21 protein-coding genes and 1 pseudogene are annotated in these 17,904 nt (G+C 41.2%); 21 read left to right on the top strand and 1 reads right to left on the bottom strand.

From position 1 onward, the window contains the following. Positions 1-3 precede the first annotated feature (3 nt). From eutC to IGJ95_RS11000, 18 genes and pseudogenes are all read left to right on the top strand, one after another. The gene (eutC, locus tag IGJ95_RS11085; RefSeq protein WP_010734671.1) at positions 4-909 is read left to right on the top strand and encodes an ethanolamine ammonia-lyase subunit EutC; all 906 of its coding nucleotides are present in this window, start codon (positions 4-6) and stop codon (positions 907-909) included. Between the two features lie 14 nt (positions 910-923). After that, positions 924-1,577, top strand: coding sequence for an ethanolamine utilization microcompartment protein EutL (gene eutL / locus IGJ95_RS11080; RefSeq protein WP_010734672.1), 654 nt, complete (start codon positions 924-926; stop codon positions 1,575-1,577). Between the two features lie 13 nt (positions 1,578-1,590). Then, on the top strand, positions 1,591-2,130 hold the full coding sequence (locus tag IGJ95_RS11075; RefSeq protein WP_010734673.1) for a BMC domain-containing protein: 540 nt from the start codon (positions 1,591-1,593) through the stop codon (positions 2,128-2,130). Then, the gene (locus IGJ95_RS11070; protein WP_096081676.1) at positions 2,120-3,595 is read left to right on the top strand and encodes an acetaldehyde dehydrogenase (acetylating); all 1,476 of its coding nucleotides are present in this window, start codon (positions 2,120-2,122) and stop codon (positions 3,593-3,595) included. Before IGJ95_RS11075 ends, IGJ95_RS11070 begins: the two co-directional genes overlap by 11 nt. A 48-nt stretch (positions 3,596-3,643) precedes the next feature. Then, entirely contained in the window at positions 3,644-3,928 is a 285-nt protein-coding gene (locus IGJ95_RS11065; protein ID WP_010734677.1) for a BMC domain-containing protein, read from the top strand. A 247-nt stretch (positions 3,929-4,175) separates the two neighbouring features. Further along, positions 4,176-4,601 (top strand): hypothetical protein, encoded by a 426-nt coding sequence (locus tag IGJ95_RS11060; RefSeq protein ID WP_153830165.1) that lies wholly within the window; start codon positions 4,176-4,178, stop codon positions 4,599-4,601. 9 nt (positions 4,602-4,610) lie between these two features. Next, on the top strand, positions 4,611-4,751 hold the full coding sequence (locus IGJ95_RS11055) for a hypothetical protein (RefSeq protein ID WP_153830166.1): 141 nt from the start codon (positions 4,611-4,613) through the stop codon (positions 4,749-4,751). Between the two features lie 3 nt (positions 4,752-4,754). Continuing rightward, a complete protein-coding gene (gene eutD, locus IGJ95_RS11050; protein ID WP_034691491.1) occupies positions 4,755-5,387 on the top strand; it encodes an ethanolamine utilization phosphate acetyltransferase EutD in 633 nt (210 codons plus the stop codon). Between the two features lie 12 nt (positions 5,388-5,399). After that, positions 5,400-6,008 (top strand): hypothetical protein, encoded by a 609-nt coding sequence (locus tag IGJ95_RS11045; protein WP_153830167.1) that lies wholly within the window; start codon positions 5,400-5,402, stop codon positions 6,006-6,008. 13 nt (positions 6,009-6,021) lie between these two features. Continuing rightward, complete coding sequence (locus IGJ95_RS11040; RefSeq protein WP_010734681.1) at positions 6,022-6,282, top strand: EutN/CcmL family microcompartment protein; 261 nt, start codon at positions 6,022-6,024, stop codon at positions 6,280-6,282. 12 nt (positions 6,283-6,294) lie between these two features. Further along, a pseudogene (locus IGJ95_RS11035) lies at positions 6,295-7,382 on the top strand (ethanolamine utilization protein EutH). 13 nt (positions 7,383-7,395) lie between these two features. Continuing rightward, the gene (locus IGJ95_RS11030; RefSeq protein WP_153830169.1) at positions 7,396-7,839 is read left to right on the top strand and encodes a cupin domain-containing protein; all 444 of its coding nucleotides are present in this window, start codon (positions 7,396-7,398) and stop codon (positions 7,837-7,839) included. A gap of 391 nt (positions 7,840-8,230) precedes the next feature. After that, a complete protein-coding gene (locus IGJ95_RS11025) occupies positions 8,231-9,115 on the top strand; it encodes a diacylglycerol/lipid kinase family protein (protein ID WP_153830170.1) in 885 nt (294 codons plus the stop codon). A 307-nt stretch (positions 9,116-9,422) separates the two neighbouring features. Next, entirely contained in the window at positions 9,423-10,493 is a 1,071-nt protein-coding gene (locus IGJ95_RS11020) for a phosphate/phosphite/phosphonate ABC transporter substrate-binding protein (RefSeq protein ID WP_371740601.1), read from the top strand. A 12-nt stretch (positions 10,494-10,505) separates the two neighbouring features. Beyond that, positions 10,506-11,258: a phosphonate ABC transporter ATP-binding protein gene (gene phnC / locus IGJ95_RS11015; protein WP_019722481.1), complete on the top strand. Its 753-nt coding sequence runs from the start codon at positions 10,506-10,508 to the stop codon at positions 11,256-11,258. Between the two features lie 11 nt (positions 11,259-11,269). Beyond that, positions 11,270-12,067: an ABC transporter permease subunit gene (locus IGJ95_RS11010; protein ID WP_023520152.1), complete on the top strand. Its 798-nt coding sequence runs from the start codon at positions 11,270-11,272 to the stop codon at positions 12,065-12,067. Position 12,068: 1 nt separating this feature from the next. Beyond that, complete coding sequence (locus IGJ95_RS11005) at positions 12,069-12,959, top strand: PhnE/PtxC family ABC transporter permease (protein ID WP_114543818.1); 891 nt, start codon at positions 12,069-12,071, stop codon at positions 12,957-12,959. Positions 12,960-13,001: 42 nt separating this feature from the next. Then, positions 13,002-13,838, top strand: a complete 837-nt coding sequence (locus IGJ95_RS11000; protein WP_169058407.1) for a PHP domain-containing protein — start codon at positions 13,002-13,004, stop codon at positions 13,836-13,838. A 304-nt stretch (positions 13,839-14,142) separates the two neighbouring features. Here the strand turns inward: IGJ95_RS11000 and IGJ95_RS10995 are convergent, their stop codons facing one another. Then, positions 14,143-14,832: an N-acetylmannosamine-6-phosphate 2-epimerase gene (locus tag IGJ95_RS10995; RefSeq protein ID WP_153830172.1), complete on the bottom strand. Its 690-nt coding sequence runs from the start codon at positions 14,830-14,832 to the stop codon at positions 14,143-14,145. A 240-nt stretch (positions 14,833-15,072) separates the two neighbouring features. On the opposite strand from IGJ95_RS10995, the gene IGJ95_RS10990 reads away from it, so the two are divergent. The 3 genes from IGJ95_RS10990 (at position 15,073) to IGJ95_RS10980 (ending at position 17,642) form a co-directional block, all read left to right on the top strand. Continuing rightward, positions 15,073-16,266, top strand: coding sequence for an MFS transporter (locus IGJ95_RS10990; RefSeq protein WP_019722476.1), 1,194 nt, complete (start codon positions 15,073-15,075; stop codon positions 16,264-16,266). A 301-nt stretch (positions 16,267-16,567) separates the two neighbouring features. Next, entirely contained in the window at positions 16,568-16,900 is a 333-nt protein-coding gene (locus IGJ95_RS10985) for a nucleotide pyrophosphohydrolase (protein ID WP_010734693.1), read from the top strand. A 28-nt stretch (positions 16,901-16,928) separates the two neighbouring features. Further along, entirely contained in the window at positions 16,929-17,642 is a 714-nt protein-coding gene (locus tag IGJ95_RS10980; RefSeq protein ID WP_438761864.1) for a class A sortase, read from the top strand. Positions 17,643-17,904 lie beyond the last annotated feature (262 nt).

Genomic DNA, 17,904 nt, shown 5'->3' with positions numbered 1-17,904 from the left:
AAAATGAACGAACAACAATTGAAAGAAATGATCACTTCCATGCTAAGTGAAATGGTAGCCGGTGAAAAAACAATAGAACAACCGAAAGCACCAGCCGCAACAACAAATACGATGACAACAACCATGCCAGTAGTAGAAGAAGGGATGATCGATGACATCACAGAGTTAGATCTGCGGAAACAGCTTTTGGTCAAAGATGCAAAAGACGAAACAGGATACTTGCGTATGAAGGCATTTACACCTGCTCGTATCGGAGTGGGACGTACAGGCACTCGCTATATGACTGATTCTACCTTACGTTTCCGTGCGGACCATGCAGCAGCACAAGATGCCGTATTCTCTGATGTTGATCCGCAATTGGTTGAGGAAATGGGCTTCATTTCAACACAAACGATTTGTAAAACAAAAGACGAATACTTGACTCGTCCAGATTTTGGTCGTCAATTTGACGAAGAAAATAGCACAAAAATCAAACAACAAACGACCGCAAAAGCCAAAGTACAGATCGTTGTTGGGGACGGATTAAGTTCTGCGGCTATCGGAGCAAATATCAAAGAAGTACTACCAGCAATCAAACAAGGCTTGAAAATGTATGGCTTAGATTTTGATCAAGTCGTATTCGTAAAATATTGTCGTGTACCATCAATGGATCAAATCGGCGAAATCACCGATGCAGAGGTCGTTTGTTTATTAGTTGGTGAACGTCCTGGGCTTGTAACAGCAGAATCGATGAGTGCGTATGTTGCTTACCGTCCAACTGTCGGAATGCCAGAAGCTCGTCGTACAGTGATCTCAAACATCCATAAAGGTGGGACACCAGCGGTCGAGGCCGGTGCATATATTGCGGAATTGATCAAGAAAATGTTAGATAAGAAAAAATCTGGTATTGAGTTGAAAGAAGCCGAATAGGAGGAGAAACATCAATGAAAAATGATCGTTTAGGCGCAAACGTCTTAAGTGTTCAAGTCATTCCTAATGTAGATGCTGCATTAGCGGAGCAATTTGGGTTGACACCAGGGATGCGCTCATTAGGTATCGTGACATCAGATTGTGATGATGTGACTTATGTGGCTTTAGATGAAGCAACAAAGGCAGCGGAAGTAGAAGTTGTTTATGCAAAAAGTATGTATGCAGGAGCGGCGAATGCCTCTACGAAACTTGCGGGTGAAGTGATTGGGATCATTGCTGGACCAAGTCCGGCTGAGATCACCAGTGGACTATCTGTCGTGACACAAGTCATTGAACAAGAAGCAAGCTTTATCAGTGCAAATGACGATGACAGCATCGTGTACTTTGCCCATGTGGTTTCTCGTTCTGGAAGATACTTATCAAAAGAAGCGAACATTCGTGAAGGCGAAGCAATTGCTTACTTGATTGCGCCACCTTTAGAAGCGATGGTTGCACTAGATGCAGCATTGAAAGCGGCGGATGTTGAAATCTGCAGTTTCTTTGGACCACCATCTGAAACAAACTTTGGTGGGGCGCTTTTAACGGGTAGTCAATCAGCATGTAAAGCAGCTTGTACAGCTTTTGAACAGGTCGTTCAACGGATTGCAGAAAATCCGTTGAGCTACTAAGGGAGTGTCACGAATGAATGCGATTGGAATGATCGAAGTTCGCGGATTTTTAGGCGCTGTCAGTGTCAGCGATGCTGCGTTGAAATCCGCAGATGTGACCTTGTTGAATGCGGAGATCATCAAAGGTGGACTAACCACTGTCCAACTAAGTGGTGATGTTGCTGCTGTGAATGCAGCAGTCGATGCAGGGGTCGTCGTAGCGAAGGCGTTGAACTGTCTGATCTCACATCATGTGATTTCACGGGTGGATGAACAGACGCACATCCTTTTTCAACAACCGAAAACAGAAGAACGTGTCACTGAAGTAACACCTGATCGTTTAGAAGAACCAGCCGAGCCGACGAAAGTCGAAACGAAGGTTGAAGCCACCCAGATCAGTGAAACAAACGATCGTCGTGCGGAGTTACAAGCAAAACGTGTCGCAGAGCTACGAAAAGAAGCTTACAAATTGAATGTGAAACATTTAAAACCATCAGAAATCAAATCTGCAAGCAAACAATCATTAGTAGAGGCGATCATGGCAGAAATTAAAGGAGTGACCCATCGTGGATAAAGATTTACGCTCGATCCAAGAAACCCGTGATTTGATCGAAGCTGCAAAAAAGGCGCAAAAAGTATTAGAAACATTTTCGCAAACGCAGATTGATCAAATCGTCAAAGCCGTTTCAGACGCTACATTTGCACAACGTGAACGTCTAGCGAAAATGGCGAATGAAGAAACTGGCTTCGGCATCTATGAAGACAAAATCATCAAAAATGCTTTTGCTTCAAAAATCGTTTATGAAGAATTCAAACATACGAAAACAGTGGGTGTCATCAATGAAGACCCACAGAAAAAGGTAACGGAGATTGCCGTACCTGTTGGCGTAGTTGCTGGGTTGATCCCATCGACAAACCCAACTTCAACAGTGATCTACAAAGCATTGATCGCATTGAAAGCTGCGAATAGTATCGTCTTCTCCCCACATCCCAACGCATTACAATCGATCCAAGCGACAGTGGAGATCATTCGTTCAGCGATCGAATCTGCGGGTGGACCAAAAGAGAGTGTTTCAGTGATCACGACACCAACGATGCAAGCAACAAAAGAATTGATGACCCACAAAGATACAAACTTGATCTTAGCCACTGGTGGCAATGCGATGGTCAAAGCTGCGTATTCTTCAGGAACACCGGCGATCGGCGTAGGCCCAGGCAATGGTCCAGCATATATTGAACGTAGCGCATTGATCCCAATGGCGGTGAAACGGATCATGGATTCTAAAACATTTGATAATGGAACGATCTGTGCATCAGAACAGTCGATCATCGTGGAAAAAGTCAATCGTGAAGCAGTCAAAGCTGAATTGATCAAACAAGGTGCTTACTTCTTGAGTCCAGACGAAGCAGATAAATTGTCTCGCTTTATCTTACGACCTAACGGCACGATGAACCCACAAATCGTTGGACGTTCGGTTCGTCATATCGCTTCATTAGTTGGGTTGAATATTCCATTTGATCGTCGTCTGATCGTGGCAGAAGAAAGCAACGTTGGCATCAAGTATCCATTCTCAAGAGAAAAATTAGCACCGATCATTGCTTTTTACACGGTAGAAAACTGGCAAGAAGCTTGTGATCTATCGGTAGAAATCTTAAAAGGTGAAGGTGCAGGACACACAATGTGTATCCATACTGAAAACAAAGAAGTCGTTCGTGAATTTGGCTTAAGAAAACCAGTTTCTCGTCTGTTGATCAACACCGCAGGTTCATTAGGCGGAATCGGGGCTTCAACTGGCTTAGTTCCAGCGTTGACACTAGGGTGTGGCGCCGTTGGTGGAAGTTCTACATCTGACAATATCGGAGTAGAAAACCTATTCAATGTTCGTCGTGTCGCTTACGGTGTCACTGATCTAGCGGACATCCGTCAAGAATTTGGCGCTGGCGCTCAAATGCCAGTCCAAGAAACAAACAACCAAGGGGGCAACAAAGATGAGTTGATCGATACACTCGTTGCCCAAGTATTAGCTCGATTACAATAATATGTAATATATATTAATTGAAAACACACACAATAGGAGGAAATTATAATGTCAAGTACAAACGCTTTAGGAATGATCGAAACTCGTGGATTAGTAGGTGCTGTTGAAGCAGCAGATGCAATGGTAAAAGCAGCAAACGTAACATTGATCGGCAAAGAACAAGTAGGTGGCGGCTTAGTAACAATCATGGTTCGTGGTGATGTTGGGGCTGTAAAAGCAGCAACAGATGCAGGTGCAGCAGCAGCTGAACGTGTTGGCGAATTATTATCTGTACACGTGATCCCACGTCCTCACACTGAAGTAGATGCGATTTTACCAAAAGTGGCTGAATAATCATCGTTATAGACATCTAAAATGAAACAAGAGGTTGTGACAGAAGGGTTCAGCTCCGAGAAATAAGGGCGAAAAGCCGAAAATATTTTCTCATATTTTTGGCTTTTCGCCCTTATTTTTGAAGGAGTTGCTTCTGGAATGCCGTTTATCTATGTTGTGGAAGTAAAGTGGATATTATTGTTATAGGCTTGTTTCCAAGACGAGATCAATGCTTGGAAATAATCCATTGGAGAAAGGAGAGCGTCCTATGAGTGTGATTACAGAAGACCAGTTACGGCACATGTTTCGGAAAAAAGAAATACAAACAGGAATCACTTTCGTTGTGCCAAAGGATTGTCTTTTGACTCCCGCAGCTTCTAGCTATTTACGTGAGCATCATATTCCGCTTATGCGAGAAAACCTCGTTTCTTCTCCAATGGAGAAACCTAAGCAACCTATGTTTGAACAAGAATCGTTGATGCCCAGTGTGCGACGAAAAATCTGTTTAGAAATAAAAAAACTGAAAAATCTACTCTTCTTTCATTTATTGGAAGAAAACGATATTTATGCCGAAGGTTGGTTGTATTTAGAGTATCAGCAAGATTGGTTAGTAAGCTTTAGTCGATTGGATGGGGAAAAGCTCTCAACTCATCCAAAACGACTTTCAGGAATGATGTATCGTTCCTCCTTGTAAAAAAGAACCTTGCGCTATTCAATCAATGAGATCGAGTATCAAATAGAGAAAATCAGTCAATTGTTAGAAGAATTTCCGACAGATTTAGCTATTTTTATGTTATGGGCAGAAGAATTGCAACGTATGATTCAACTGCCGAAAAATGAGTAGGAGATGAACCGATTGGATCATTTAAATGAAATTATCAATGAAGTGGTACAACGTATCCAGTCACAACAACATTCTTTCGAAGTAGAAGCTTCAGGAAGACACGTGCATTTGAGTCGCAAAGATATCGACGCATTATTTGGTCCAGGATACCAATTGACCAAAGTAAAAGAATTGTCCCAACCAGGTCAGTATGTCTGCAAAGAGCGGATCACTGTCGCAGGTCCCAAAGGCTTATTCCAAAATGTGGTTATTTTAGGCCCAGAACGTGCGGAGTCACAAGTCGAAGTTTCGATGACGGATACACGTATTTTAGGCAGTCGCGTGCCTGTCAGAGAAAGCGGCAAAATCGAAGGAACACCAAGTGTGGTCTTGATGAACGGTGAATCAGCTGTTCAATTAGATAAAGGGTTGATCGTGGCAAAGCGCCATGTCCATATGACGCCAGAAGATGCAAACAAAAACCAAGTAGTGAATGGTCAAACGGTGAAAGTACGTGTGGAAGCAAGTCGTCCGCTGATCTTTGATGATGTGGTTGTCCGTGTCAGTCCAGATTTTGCGACGTATATGCACATTGATTACGATGAAGCAAATGCGTGTGGCTTGAACAAAGGAGATCGTGGTTACATTTGTAAATAGGGAGGGGATTTCGTGAAGGTAACGGAGATTGAAAAAGTCATTCAGCAAGTCACCGAAATGCTGATGAACCGATTGCCCGCAGCTGACTATCAGTTAGCATGGATGGACGAAAAAGCAAGTTATCCTACAACGTTATTCGCTGAACGATCGATGGTCGATTGGATAGAAACGCAAGATCCAACGAAAAGCGATGGCTTAGTCGTCCAACATGTCAGTTTTCCTCAATTGGCCGCGATTGCTCAGTTGCTACCGACTGATCGTAAAACGGTGAGTATCCTTTCTTTTTTGTTCGCAGGAAAGCCTGTCTTGGTTCTGCAAACAGAGTCAGTGAACAGTCCAAACAAAATGAAGTACCATCTGAAAAAGAAAATCACTGAATCAACAGTGCAATGCCAACGTTATGGGATGTATTTTTTCGAAGAAGAAAATGCAAGCTATGACTCATTTTTAGCGGCTTGCCGAAAAAAGGTGTTAGCAAATGAGTTGCCAAAGCGAAAGTATATCACAGAGAAGCAATTGATCCAGCGACTACAACAAACAAATGGAATAGATTTAATGAATCAGGAACGGTTGACACCCTTAGCAGAGGAGTATGCGCTAAGAAATCGTTTATTCAAATGAGGAGGGATCACAGATGCTATTAGGTGAAGTGACTGGAAGTCTATGGTCGACCAGAAAAGATGAAAAACTAAATGGTTGGAAACTACTGATGGTCGATGTACTAGACGAGAAAGAAACAAAAATTGGATTTATTGTCGCAGCAGACAATGCCGGTGCCGGAGTTGGTGACAAGGTATTGATCAGCAAAGGACAAGCAGCCAGAATTTCAGCTGGTGATCCAGATACACCCATTGATGCAATGATTGTCGGTGTGATTGATTCAATTGAAGAATAAAGGAGATTTACGATGAGTATCAATGAAATCATTATGTATATCATGGTTCTTTTTATGGTTATCGGCGGGATCGATAAATGTATCGGGAACAAATTAGGTTTAGGGGAACAATTTGAAGAAGGCTTGATGGCGATGGGTTCATTAGCTTTGTCAATGGTCGGGATCATCACATTAGCACCTGTTCTTGCAACAGTTCTTAGCCCAATCGTTGTACCTGTGTATGAATTCTTAGGTGCGGATCCTTCGATGTTTGCGACGACTTTGTTAGCAAACGATATGGGTGGCTTCGCCTTAGCACAACAAATGGCACATGATCCACAAGCTGGCTTGTTTGCCGGTGCGATTCTAGGTGCAATGATGGGCCCAACATTAGTTTTCACGATTCCCGTTGCCTTAGGGATCATTGAAAAAGAAGATCAACAATACTTAGCAACAGGTGTGCTGAGCGGGATCATTACGATTCCATTAGGTTTGTTAGCAGGTGGCTTAGTCGCTGGTATGCCAATGAGTATGATCTTACCAAACTTATTGCCGATCGTGATAAAGGATTCAATGTCTTTGGTAAAGGTGTAGTAATCGTCGCAATTGCTGGCTTGGTCATTGGTGCAATCCAACAATTAGTTGACATCACATTGATTCCAGGAATTGCTCCGGTGACAGAAGGTATCGAAGTAGTGGGTGACATTGCGTTGACATTAGCTGGCGCATTCTGTTTAGTAGCTGTCATCACACGAGTGTTCAACAAACCATTGATGAAATTAGGAAAAGTTTTAGGTATGAATGAAATTGCAGCTGCCGGCATGGTGGCTACTTTAGCAAACAATATCCCAATGTTCCAAATGTTAAAAGATATGGACCGTCGTGGAAAAATCATCAATGTAGCATTTGCAGTTTCTGCTTCATTTATTTTAGGTGATCATTTAGGCTTTACTGCGGGCGTGGCGAAAGAAATGATTTTCCCGATGATGGTTGGAAAAATCGTTGGTGGGATCACTGCAATCTTTGTCGCAGTATTCATGGCCAATCGTTTATTAGGAAAAGAAAAAGAAGTAACCGTAAGTGAGCAAACAACAACGAAAGAGCAAACGATCGTAGAATAGGAGCGTGGCGAAAATGGCAGAATTAGATCGTCAAATGATCGAAAACTTAGTACGACAATTAGTGATGGAAAAATTGATGCCGGCAAAACAGGTCGATCCTAGTGGTGTTGCTTCCATTAGACTAGCAGAAATGACTGTTTCTGAGGAAGATCGCCTTGATACAGGTAACCCTGCTGACCGTGTGTATACAAAAGATCTTTTTTCATTACAAGAAAGCCCACGTCTAGGTTGTGGCATTATGGAAATGACCGATACGACTTTTGATTGGACGTTAGAATATGATGAAATCGATTATGTGATTTCTGGTCAGTTAGATGTATTGATCGATGGACGCAAAGTCTCTGCAAAAGATGGCGAATTGATCTTGATCCCGAAAAGTACGAGTATCCAGTTCTCAGTAACTGGTGAAGCACGCTTTATCTATGTCACTTATCCAGCCGATTGGCAATCGCAATAAACAAAGTATTTCGGAAGTACCGGTTATTTGGTTTTATGGCTGGTCGGGCTTCATGATCTCAGGTAACAATGAATAGGTGCAAATAATCAATTTAAGTGAGTGGCTATTTTTTATTTCAAGTATCGTTACATGAGAGTGCGGAAGAAGGTCTAGAATGTACTAAAGCCGAATAACCGGTGCTTCTGAATAGTTTAGGTTTAATGAGTCAAGTGGCACGTTTTGAAGCGGCAGTATTTTTTGTCGCATAAATGATCTGAAAAGTGAAGTGGTAAATTCTGTTGATTCAGGATTTACCGCTTTTTTGTTGCTTTTCCCAATAGCATCATTCCTTAGAATTTTCTTGTTTTATGTTATTGTAAGAGAAAGAACAAACAAGAAAGGAAGAAATCGGATGAAAAAAGCGTTGTTGATCGTTAACCCTAGTTCTGGAGGAGAAAAAGCAAAAGAATATGAAGAAATGGCAGAAAATAAATTGCGTACCATTTTTGAGGAAGTCCAAGTCTTGCACACTGAAAAAAGTGGCGATGCAACAAATTTTGCTCGTGAAGGGGCGTTGGAAAAAGTCGATAGTGTCTTTGCGATGGGCGGTGATGGAACAGTCAATGAGGCAATCAGCGGTCTCGCAGAGCAAGAGGAACGACCAAATTTTGGCTTCTTTCCTTTAGGAACGGTCAATGATCTAGCCCGAGCATTGAATATGCCGATTGATCCAGAAGAAGCCATCCAACAATTCTCGATCGACCACACGAAACCGTTAGATATCGGGAAAATCAATGATCAATACTTTATGAACGTCGTTGCCATTGGAACGATTCCAGAAGCGATCAATGACGTTGATCCTGAAAAGAAAACCAAACTAGGAAAGATGGCTTATTTTATTTCTGGCTTCAAACAACTGACGAATACCCAATCCTATACGTTCCGTGTGGAAGCTGATGGCGTAGAGGAAGAAATCGAAAGTAGCACACTGCTGATTGGTTTGACAAACTCAGTCGGTGGTTTTGAGACGCTCTTACCAGAGGCAGAAATCAATGATGGCAAGCTTCATTTTGTATATTTAAAAGACCGCTCATTTTTTGATACCTTAAAAGCAGTGCCTGATTTGATCAAAGGGGTCGATGCGACAACGGAGAATCTTGCGTATCAGATCGCAGAAAAACTAGTGATTTCTTTAGTGGACGAAGAAGAACTGGCAACAAATATCGATGGAGATGAAGGAACAAAACTTCCAGTAACGATCGAAGTATTACCGTCTCATCTATCCGTTTATTGTTAGAATCAAATTAAACAAAATCAACTAGACCAACTACCTAAAACCACGAATATGAAAGATAAAAATAGAAAAGGGTGACTCGATGATGAAACAAATCAACCGAGTCATCCTTTATTTTTTGCGTTTTTTTGTAAACATTGGATGAATTTGTTAAGAGGATTTTTTATGGTTTTCATTTATTTCAAAAAAAGACGCAGATGTACCAAGGTGTTGGTTGATCAAAGAAAAGAACCCTTGTTTTACAAATGATTTACAATCTTCATCTACTCCTATCGCGAAGTCCATTAGAAATTTACATTGAGTCCATAAAATGGAAGATGTACCAAATAAAAAACAAGGGAGCTTACCACACATGTTTTGGAATAAAAGACGATTGAAACTTATTAGTGCGATGTTTTTCATGACCGGTTTATTTTTATTAGCTGGGTGTAATTCTAATGCTCAAGCGGATGGCGAAAGTCAACATTCTTCTGAGCCAATCAAGATTGCTTTTTATCCCAATGAATCAGCAAGTGAATTTGAACAATCAAGAAATGAAATCCAATCGATCGTATCAGAAGCAACAGGTAGAGACGTCGAAATCGTCATAAGTACGGACTATAATATCGTGATCGAATCCATTGCCAACGGACAAGTAGATTTGGCATATATGGGGCCCGATGGCTATATTGAAGCAAATAGAAAAAACGAAAATGTTCAAGCGATTTTAACAAATTCGGGTGCAAGTGGCACTCTGGAAGATGCCGTCTATTACAGTTTTATTGTCGTCAATGAAGAAGATACAGCGGAGTATCAAGAGGGTGATGCCTATACGTTGGAACCGATCGAAGGCAAAGCGTTTTCCTTTGTCTCTAATTCTTCGACTTCTGGGTTTAGAGTACCAAGTCAAGCAATCGTTGATCAGTTTGGACTTGGTAGTTCGGATGAATTGATCATCGATGGCGATTTCTTCAACAAAGTACTTTTCGGAGGTTCCCATCAAGGCTCTGCCGTCAACTTGCTTAAGGGAGATGCGGATGCAGCAGCATTTATGAACATGGCTCAATATTTTGATGTCGTGGAGGGGGAAGAAAACAAAGCTGGTGTCGTTTACCAAGTAAAAGCTGATGCAGAGGCACCATTTGATACAGTCAGAGGCGAAAAAGTCCGTGTGATCCATTCGATCCCAGTGTTAAATGGACCATTTGTTGTCAACAAAGATAATCTGGATGAAGAAACAGTCGATAAAATCACTCAAGCCATGATGAGTGAAGAAGTGACGAATAATGAAGCGATCTTTTCACCAAAAGACTCAGAATCTGTGGGTCTATATCAGAAAGAAGCCGATGAACAATTTGTAGAAGTCACTGATAGTTTCTATGACCCACTTCGCTCGAAGTAGAAAGGACGAGCCATGCTATTACAAGTAGACTCGATTTCAAAAACCTATAGTAACGGGAAACAAGCGTTAAAGGACATTTCCTTTCAACTAGAAAAAGGAGAATTTGTTTCGATCATCGGACCATCTGGGGCAGGAAAATCCACGATTCTACGTTGTATCAATCAGTTGATTTCTGCCAATGAAGGGGCTGTCTTCTTTGAAGATGAGGACATGCAACGTCTAAAGAAGAAGTCTTTGCGCTTAAAAAGAAGAAGAATCGGTATGATTTTCCAGCATTATAATTTAGTCAGTCGCCTCACAGCTGTTGAGAATGTCCTTCACGGTAGACTTGGATACAAGTCTGCCGTGAAAGGCTCGATTGGTGTCTACAATGAAGAGGAAAAACAGGAAGCCTTCGATTTGTTAGAAAAAGTCGGATTATCAGAGTTTGCTTACACACGTTGTGATGAATTGAGTGGTGGACAAAAACAACGTGTCGGGATTGCTCGAGCGTTGATGCAACGTCCTGCGTTGATCTTATGTGACGAACCGATTGCATCTTTAGACCCCAAATCTTCGAAAGTCGTTATGGATTACTTACGGCAAGTGACGAAAGAATTAGATATCGCTTGTCTAGTGAATCTTCACCAAGTAGAGGTTGCGATCGATTATTCCGATCGGATCATTGGCGTAAACAGTGGCAATGTCGTGTTCTCTGGGAACCCAGATGAACTGACAACAAATCAAATCAATCAGATTTATCAGTCTGATGAATTGTTAGTATAGGGAGGGCTTGGATGGATAAAAAACTGAATCAAGATCTCTTTCGTAAAAAGAAGCAGTTTTTATTTGTGACACTCTTTAGCTTTGTTGTCGTGTACGTTGCCTTTTCACAATTTGTTGGCTTTCAATTTGGTGCAGCTATTGCGGCGATTCCCCAGAGTTTTGTCTGGTTGTTCACCAATTTTATCCCAACGGAAAATTCGATCCAATCCTTGCCATTGATCTTATCTAAATTACTTGAGACGGTTTTGTTGTCGATCACAGCAACGATGACTGCCACAGTATTTTCATTGATCACGGCAATCATTGGTTCAGAGACAACTGGCCTGAATAAGGGAACAAAAACAGTGGCACGGGTCTTTGCTAGTTTTTTTAGAAATATCCCGATCGTGGTTTGGGCAATGGTCCTACTGTTGAGTTTCAAACAAAATGAATTTACTGGTTATTTAGCCATCACCTTTACAACGTACGGTTACTTGACACGCTCGTTTATGGAAACGATCGATGAAGTGGCAGGAAGTATCACAGAAGCGATGACGGCGACTGGTGCTTCTTACTTTGCGATCATTTTTCAAGGCGTCTTACCGATGGTCTTTGGTCAGCTGATCAGTTGGATATTGTTCATGATCGAAAACAACATCCGTGATGCAACATTGGTCGGCATATTGACCGGAACGGGGATCGGTTTTCTATTTGACCTCTATTATAAGAAATTTCGCTACGATATGGCAGGAATGGTCATCTTGACGATCGTTGTCATCGTGATCGCACTGGAACTTTCGTCCAATAAAATTAGGAGGATGATTCATTGATATGGTCCAACGACAAAGTGAACTTGAATTAGCGGTGACAGAAACCGTCTTAGCCCAACCGACAAAAATCAGACGAAATGCTAAAAAGAAAATCCGTATTCGCGTGTGGAAAACCTATCGGATCGTCCCTTGGGTCTTGTTTACGCTACTGACTAGTATATCGATCTACACCTTACTCACGATGGATTATGGCGAGGTTGTATTGCTGGATGCGACGCGACAATTTTTTACAGACTTGCAACGGATTTTTCTCCAGCCAAGACTCTCTGGACGTTTTTCTTTTGAGACATTGCTCCAAGCTTTAGGTATGACGGTAGGTTTGGCGGTGATCACCACATTGCTTGGAGGTGTGACAGCCTTCTTGATGGCGTTATTTACATCAAGAAATATCAGCCATTCAGGCCCATCAAACGCGATCCGAACAGTGATGTCCTTCATCCGTGCGGTGCCAACGATCTTGTGGGTCATGATTTTCTCGATCTTGATTGGATTGGGTGCGAATGCGGCAATCATTGGCATGTCTTTTCACACGATTGCTTACCTCACAAAGGTCTTTTCTGAGAGTATTGAAGAAATCGATTCTGGTGTGATCGAAGCATTGCGTGCATGTGGGGCAAGTTGGTGGCAGGTGGTGTTCCAAGCAATTTTACCTTCTTGTATGACCGCTTTGCTTTCTTGGTTGTTCATTCGTTTTGAGATCAACTTTACTAATGCGATTGCCGTAGGTGCCGCCGCAGGAGCGGGTGGTTTAGGGTTCCAACTTGCGATGACAAGTAGTTTTTATTTTGATTTTCATGAGATCGGCGTATTAGTGTATATGATTTTAGCAGTAGTTGCGATCTTAGAGGTCGTGGCGATCAGACTACGAAAAAAATATATCATTCACGCTTGATTGAGATGAAATTGACTGGAAAAAAGGAGAGGAGAACGTCGAGTGAAAGCAGATTTGCATGTCCATAGTTACTTTTCAGATGGTAGCAGTTCACCAGAAGAACTACTCAAATTAGCATTGAATCATCACATGAATATCCTGTCCGTCGTAGATCAAGATACCTCGGCGGGATTAGCTCACATAAGACAGGTCTTCGCTCCTTCCCCAATCAATTTTATTGAAGGCATCGAAGTGACCGCTTATGATTTCAAACGCCGGCAACAGGTACATATCTTGGGGTATAATTTACTGAATTATCAGTATATCGAACAGTTATGTGAACCGTTGCGTGCGGCGCGAACAAGAAATACCTTACGTCAGTTGAGACGTATCCAAACTGAAGGATTTCGTATCAAAGAAGAGCAAGTAAGACAGTTTGCGAAACAGGCGACCGCTCTTTACAAACAACACATCATGTCTGCGTTGATCAAAGCAGGATACGATACATCGATTGATGGACATCTTTACCGTAAATTATTCAAATATAATGATTTTGGTCAAGAAGAGGCAGAGATGATCGATGTCTACGAAGTGATCCAAGCAATCAAGCTCGGCGGCGGGATGTCCGTCGTTGCCCATCCGGGAAAGCTCGACAGTTTCGAGTTGATCCCTGAACTGGCTTCGTTTGGTATTGATGGTATCGAAAAATATCATCCAGAACATAGTTTGAAAGATCAACGAAAAGTACAGGAATTAATTGATCGTTTCAATATCCACTGTTTTGGAGGATCTGATTTTAAAGGGAAGAACGGGCCAGATTATTTTGGTGAGTGTGCCATGGCTAATGTTCGTGAATTTCCTGACGAGTTATTACTCGATGCACATATGAAAGCCAACTAAATTTTTTTCTTTTTTATCCTATATTTTATTTAGCCCCCTGGCTGAAAAGACGGTCTTTCCATTCGTGCGATCATCCTTGCACGTGTTGAAAGACCGTTTTTTGTGTAGGTAAAAAGTATCTAGTACGCCATTACTGTCTAGAATGGAATAAACGGAGTTCAAGAAGGGGCACTTTAATAATAAGAGGGTACTTCTGTTCCCGCCGTTTATTCGGTTATAGGTGGGGGAGGTGAACGAATGTCCCATTTCCTGATCAGTGTGAACCGTTACTTCAAGACAGTGGTTTTTTTGTTTTCAAGTGTTGTCAATCTAACGCAGCAACAAATCGTTGCGTGATCTCTTGTGGGCGGGTAATGGCGCCCCCAACCACGATACCAGCTACACCTAACGCTTGGATTTCCTTGGCTTGTTGGGGCGTGTGGATCTTTCCTTCTGCAATCACGCACACATCTGCTTCAAGAAGGCGTTTGATCAACTGCACATCAGGCCCTTCTGTTTCTTCACTTTCTTCGGTATAGCCGCTTAATGTCGTCCCGACAAAATCGATCCCGGCTTTATAAGCATTGATTCCTTCTTCAAAGGTCGCAATATCTGCCATGAATAATTGATGAGGATATTTCGTTTTGATTTGTTCAATGAATGCGTTGATCGATAAGCCATCGTGTCGTTTACGCAGGGTACAATCAAGTGCAATCACTTCTACGCCAGTGGCGACTAATTCATCCACTTCTTTCATCGTTGCAGTGATAAACTGTTTTTCAGGTGGATAGTCCCGTTTGATGATACCGATCATCGGTAAATCAACTTTCTCTTTGATCTCTAAAATATCTCTGACTGAATTTGCCCGAATACCGACTGCGCCAGCTTTCTTTGCAGCTAGTGCAAAATAAGGCATCAAGCCACCTTCTTCTGAATAAAAAACTTCGCCAGGTAATGCTTGGCAAGAAACGATCAATCCATGACTGATTTGTTCTAAAAATTCTTGTTTGTCCATTTGTCAAAAACTCCAATCTGAAAACAATAGTAAGCAATTTCTACCAAGAAATATAGCATCCGCTTTCATGCGTGTAAAGAGAAAGGGCTTTATTCACAGCACCTTCCATTGGAAAAATCATTCGTTTACAAAAGAAGGATCAAAATTTTTTCGCATATACTGAAAAAGTTCTTGATTTTTTCTTGGATTTTGGATATGATTTTAACAATTTAGGGTGATTTAAAGAAAAGGGGAAGAAAAATGACGAAGTATCAACGAAAGGTATTATTATCAACATCGGCGGGTATTGCTTTAGAAAATATGGATATTATGTTTTTAGCTTTTTCATTATCTTCAATGATCGCAACTTTTAATATTAGTGGAACGCAAGCAGGGTTGATTGCAACGATCACTAATTTAGGGATGCTCGTTGGAGGTATTTTTTTTGGATTGATGGCGGATAAATATGGGCGAGTCAAAGTATTTTCGCAAACCGTCATTTTATTCTCGATTGCTTCTTTACTCATGTATTTTGCTTCGAATATTTATCTTGTTTATCTGTTTCGTTTTATCGCAGGAATCGGCGCTGGCGGGGAATACGGCGCATGTATGTCTTTGATTTCTGAAAGCTTTTCAAAGAAACAAATTGGTCGTGCATCTTCTGTCGCTGCAATCGGCGCACAAGTTGGTGCAGCTTTGGCCGCCATCTTAGCAGCAGTGATCATTCCTTTGTTTGGCTGGAAAATGCTTTATGTCATCGGTGTCTTGCCGGTCTTGATGGTTTTGTTTATTCGAAGAGGGCTAAAAGAACCAGAGGCATTTGAAGAAACAAAAGAAACTGGGAAAAAGACAAAGCTTAGTCATTTGTTCCAAACGAAACACATGGCATGGCAAACGACAGGTCTTAGTCTGATGGTTACTGTACAGATTGCTGGTTATTTCGGCTTGATGAATTGGTTGCCTTCAATCATGCAAGCACAATTAGGTCTATCAGTATCGGGTTCCTCTTTATGGATGATCAGCACGATTTTGGGGATGTCATTAGGGATGATGACGTTTGGGATCATCATGGATAAAGTTGGTCCAACCCTCGCATTTGGCTTGTTTCTGATTTGCTCCTCTTTGTCTGTCTTTTTACTCGTACTTGCACACAGTCAATGGAGTTTAGTTGCTGCAGCAGTAGTCGTAGGTTACTTCATCAACGGAATGTATGGTGGTTATGGAGCGATCATCAGTAGTTTGTATCCAACAGAGATCCGTGCCACAGCGAATAACTTTATCATGAACCTAGGACGAGCAGTAGGCGGTTTTTCATCGATCGTGATCGGCTTTCTAATGGACCATTATAGTTTGACGGCTGTTATTCTATTTCTGAGTGGAATTTATTTAATCAGTTTACTCGTCTTGATGACTTTATCAGGCGTAAGAGATCTGAAAACAAGTTTACAACAATAGTAAATGGATCAAAGCGATATTCTAACATATGATTAAATTGAGGCTGTGACAGAAGCGTTTGTTCTAAGTTGGAGAAGACGAATGTCACAGCCCCAGTTTTACATAAAGCACCGACCAACCAATCCAAACGATGAACTTAGCGTGGATGAGACGTAAATGAACCTTTTCCTTGATTTAAAACCGGCGATAAGATATTTCTTTTTTCTGAAAAATAGAACAGATTATTAAAATAAGTCTAAACTATTTTTTCGTTAAACATGGTATGATTAATGTAACTTGATTTAAAATTAGGAGAAGATCAATGGAAAAAAGCATGGAAAAAATCAATCAATTTAGAGATGATCGCAATTGGCGGCAATTTCATAATGAAAAAGATTTAGCAATTTCGATTTCTTTAGAAGCCTCAGAATTATTAGAGTTATTCCAATGGAAGCAACCAGAAGAAGTCACCACCACTCAGCTTGAACGAATCAAAGAAGAACTAGCAGATGTGTTGATATACTCTTATATGATGGCCGACAATCTAAATTTAGATATCGATACGATCATTGAAGAAAAATTAGAAAAAAACAATCAGAAATACCCAGTAGAAAAAAGTAAAAACAACAAAGAAAAATATACAGAATTATCATAGGAAGATAAGCGTGGAAGGTGGAAGATACATGAAAAAAAAAGGAAGAGTCAAAAAGTGGCTGGTCAATTTCCTATTGTTTCTACTATTATTAGTAGGATTAGCCTTGATCTTTAATGAACAGATCAAAGATTTTTTTGTTAAAAATACAGGAGATGCGTACGCTATCTCTAATGTGACTCGTGATGATATTGTCAAAAATAATCAAAAAGAGGCAAACTTTGACTTTGATTCAGTTGAATCAATGAGTTCAGAAGCGGTGTTAAGAGCCCAATTGAATCGACCAGATCTACCAGTCATTGGAAGTATCGCCGTCCCATCCGTCTCGATCAATTTGCCGATTTTTAGAGGGTTAGATAATGCAAACTTATTGTACGGTGCCGGAACGTTAGACCCAAATCAAGAAATGGGGAAAGGCAACTATGCCTTAGCAAGTCATCGTGCCAACAATCCGGAATTACTTTTTACTCCATTAGAAAATCTAAACTTAGGGGATAAAATCTATATCGTCGATTTGGAAAACGTCTACACGTATAAAGCGACATTCAAAGAAAAAGTCGACCCTTCAGCAACAGAATTATTGAACATCGAAGAAGGAAAAGAATTGATCACCTTGATCACTTGTGGTGATATGGATGCCATTACACGCCTAGTCGTCCAAGGAGAACTCGAAAGTATCACACCAATGAAAGAAGCCACCCAAGAAATGAAAAACGCCTTTGACATGCCAATGAGAACGTTTTAGAAGAGGTTGTGAGAAAAACGTTTTGATCTGAGCAGTAAGATAGAAAATTGAAAAATAGCTTCTCATATTTTACAATTTTTTAGCTTAGTGATGAAGATCAGTTTTTCGATCACCGTTTATTAGAGGTTGTGAAAAAGCCGTTCAGCTCCAAGTAATAAGGGTCTCCCTGAGAAAATAGTTTTCTATATTTTCTCAGGGAGACCCTTATTTCCGAAGAGGTTACTTCTGTTCCCGCCGTTTATTCGGTTATAGGTGGGGGAGG

The sequence above is a fragment of the Enterococcus sp. AZ156 genome (assembly GCF_051714165.1).
In the GTDB taxonomy this organism is placed as follows: Bacteria; Bacillota; Bacilli; order Lactobacillales; family Enterococcaceae; genus Enterococcus_B; species Enterococcus_B pernyi.
This window is presented reverse-complemented; position numbering and strand designations above follow the sequence as displayed.

What these genes read in the sequence shown, in the direction of transcription:
- eutC (WP_010734671.1), top strand. Translation starts at nt 4, where the DNA reads ATGAACGAACAACAATTGAAAGAAATGATCACTTCCATGCTAAGTGAA.
- eutL (WP_010734672.1), top strand. Translation starts at nt 924, where the DNA reads ATGAAAAATGATCGTTTAGGCGCAAACGTCTTAAGTGTTCAAGTCATT.
- IGJ95_RS11075 (WP_010734673.1), top strand. Translation starts at nt 1,591, where the DNA reads ATGAATGCGATTGGAATGATCGAAGTTCGCGGATTTTTAGGCGCTGTC.
- IGJ95_RS11065 (WP_010734677.1), top strand. Translation starts at nt 3,644, where the DNA reads ATGTCAAGTACAAACGCTTTAGGAATGATCGAAACTCGTGGATTAGTA.
- IGJ95_RS11060 (WP_153830165.1), top strand. Translation starts at nt 4,176, where the DNA reads ATGAGTGTGATTACAGAAGACCAGTTACGGCACATGTTTCGGAAAAAA.
- eutD (WP_034691491.1), top strand. Translation starts at nt 4,755, where the DNA reads ATGAACCGATTGGATCATTTAAATGAAATTATCAATGAAGTGGTACAA.
- IGJ95_RS11040 (WP_010734681.1), top strand. Translation starts at nt 6,022, where the DNA reads ATGCTATTAGGTGAAGTGACTGGAAGTCTATGGTCGACCAGAAAAGAT.
- IGJ95_RS11030 (WP_153830169.1), top strand. Translation starts at nt 7,396, where the DNA reads ATGGCAGAATTAGATCGTCAAATGATCGAAAACTTAGTACGACAATTA.
- IGJ95_RS11025 (WP_153830170.1), top strand. Translation starts at nt 8,231, where the DNA reads ATGAAAAAAGCGTTGTTGATCGTTAACCCTAGTTCTGGAGGAGAAAAA.
- IGJ95_RS11020 (WP_371740601.1), top strand. Translation starts at nt 9,423, where the DNA reads ATGGAAGATGTACCAAATAAAAAACAAGGGAGCTTACCACACATGTTT.
- phnC (WP_019722481.1), top strand. Translation starts at nt 10,506, where the DNA reads ATGCTATTACAAGTAGACTCGATTTCAAAAACCTATAGTAACGGGAAA.
- IGJ95_RS11010 (WP_023520152.1), top strand. Translation starts at nt 11,270, where the DNA reads ATGGATAAAAAACTGAATCAAGATCTCTTTCGTAAAAAGAAGCAGTTT.
- IGJ95_RS11005 (WP_114543818.1), top strand. Translation starts at nt 12,069, where the DNA reads ATGGTCCAACGACAAAGTGAACTTGAATTAGCGGTGACAGAAACCGTC.
- IGJ95_RS10995 (WP_153830172.1), bottom strand. Translation starts at nt 14,832, where the DNA reads ATGGACAAACAAGAATTTTTAGAACAAATCAGTCATGGATTGATCGTT.
- IGJ95_RS10990 (WP_019722476.1), top strand. Translation starts at nt 15,073, where the DNA reads ATGACGAAGTATCAACGAAAGGTATTATTATCAACATCGGCGGGTATT.
- IGJ95_RS10985 (WP_010734693.1), top strand. Translation starts at nt 16,568, where the DNA reads ATGGAAAAAAGCATGGAAAAAATCAATCAATTTAGAGATGATCGCAAT.
- IGJ95_RS10980 (WP_438761864.1), top strand. Translation starts at nt 16,929, where the DNA reads ATGAAAAAAAAAGGAAGAGTCAAAAAGTGGCTGGTCAATTTCCTATTG.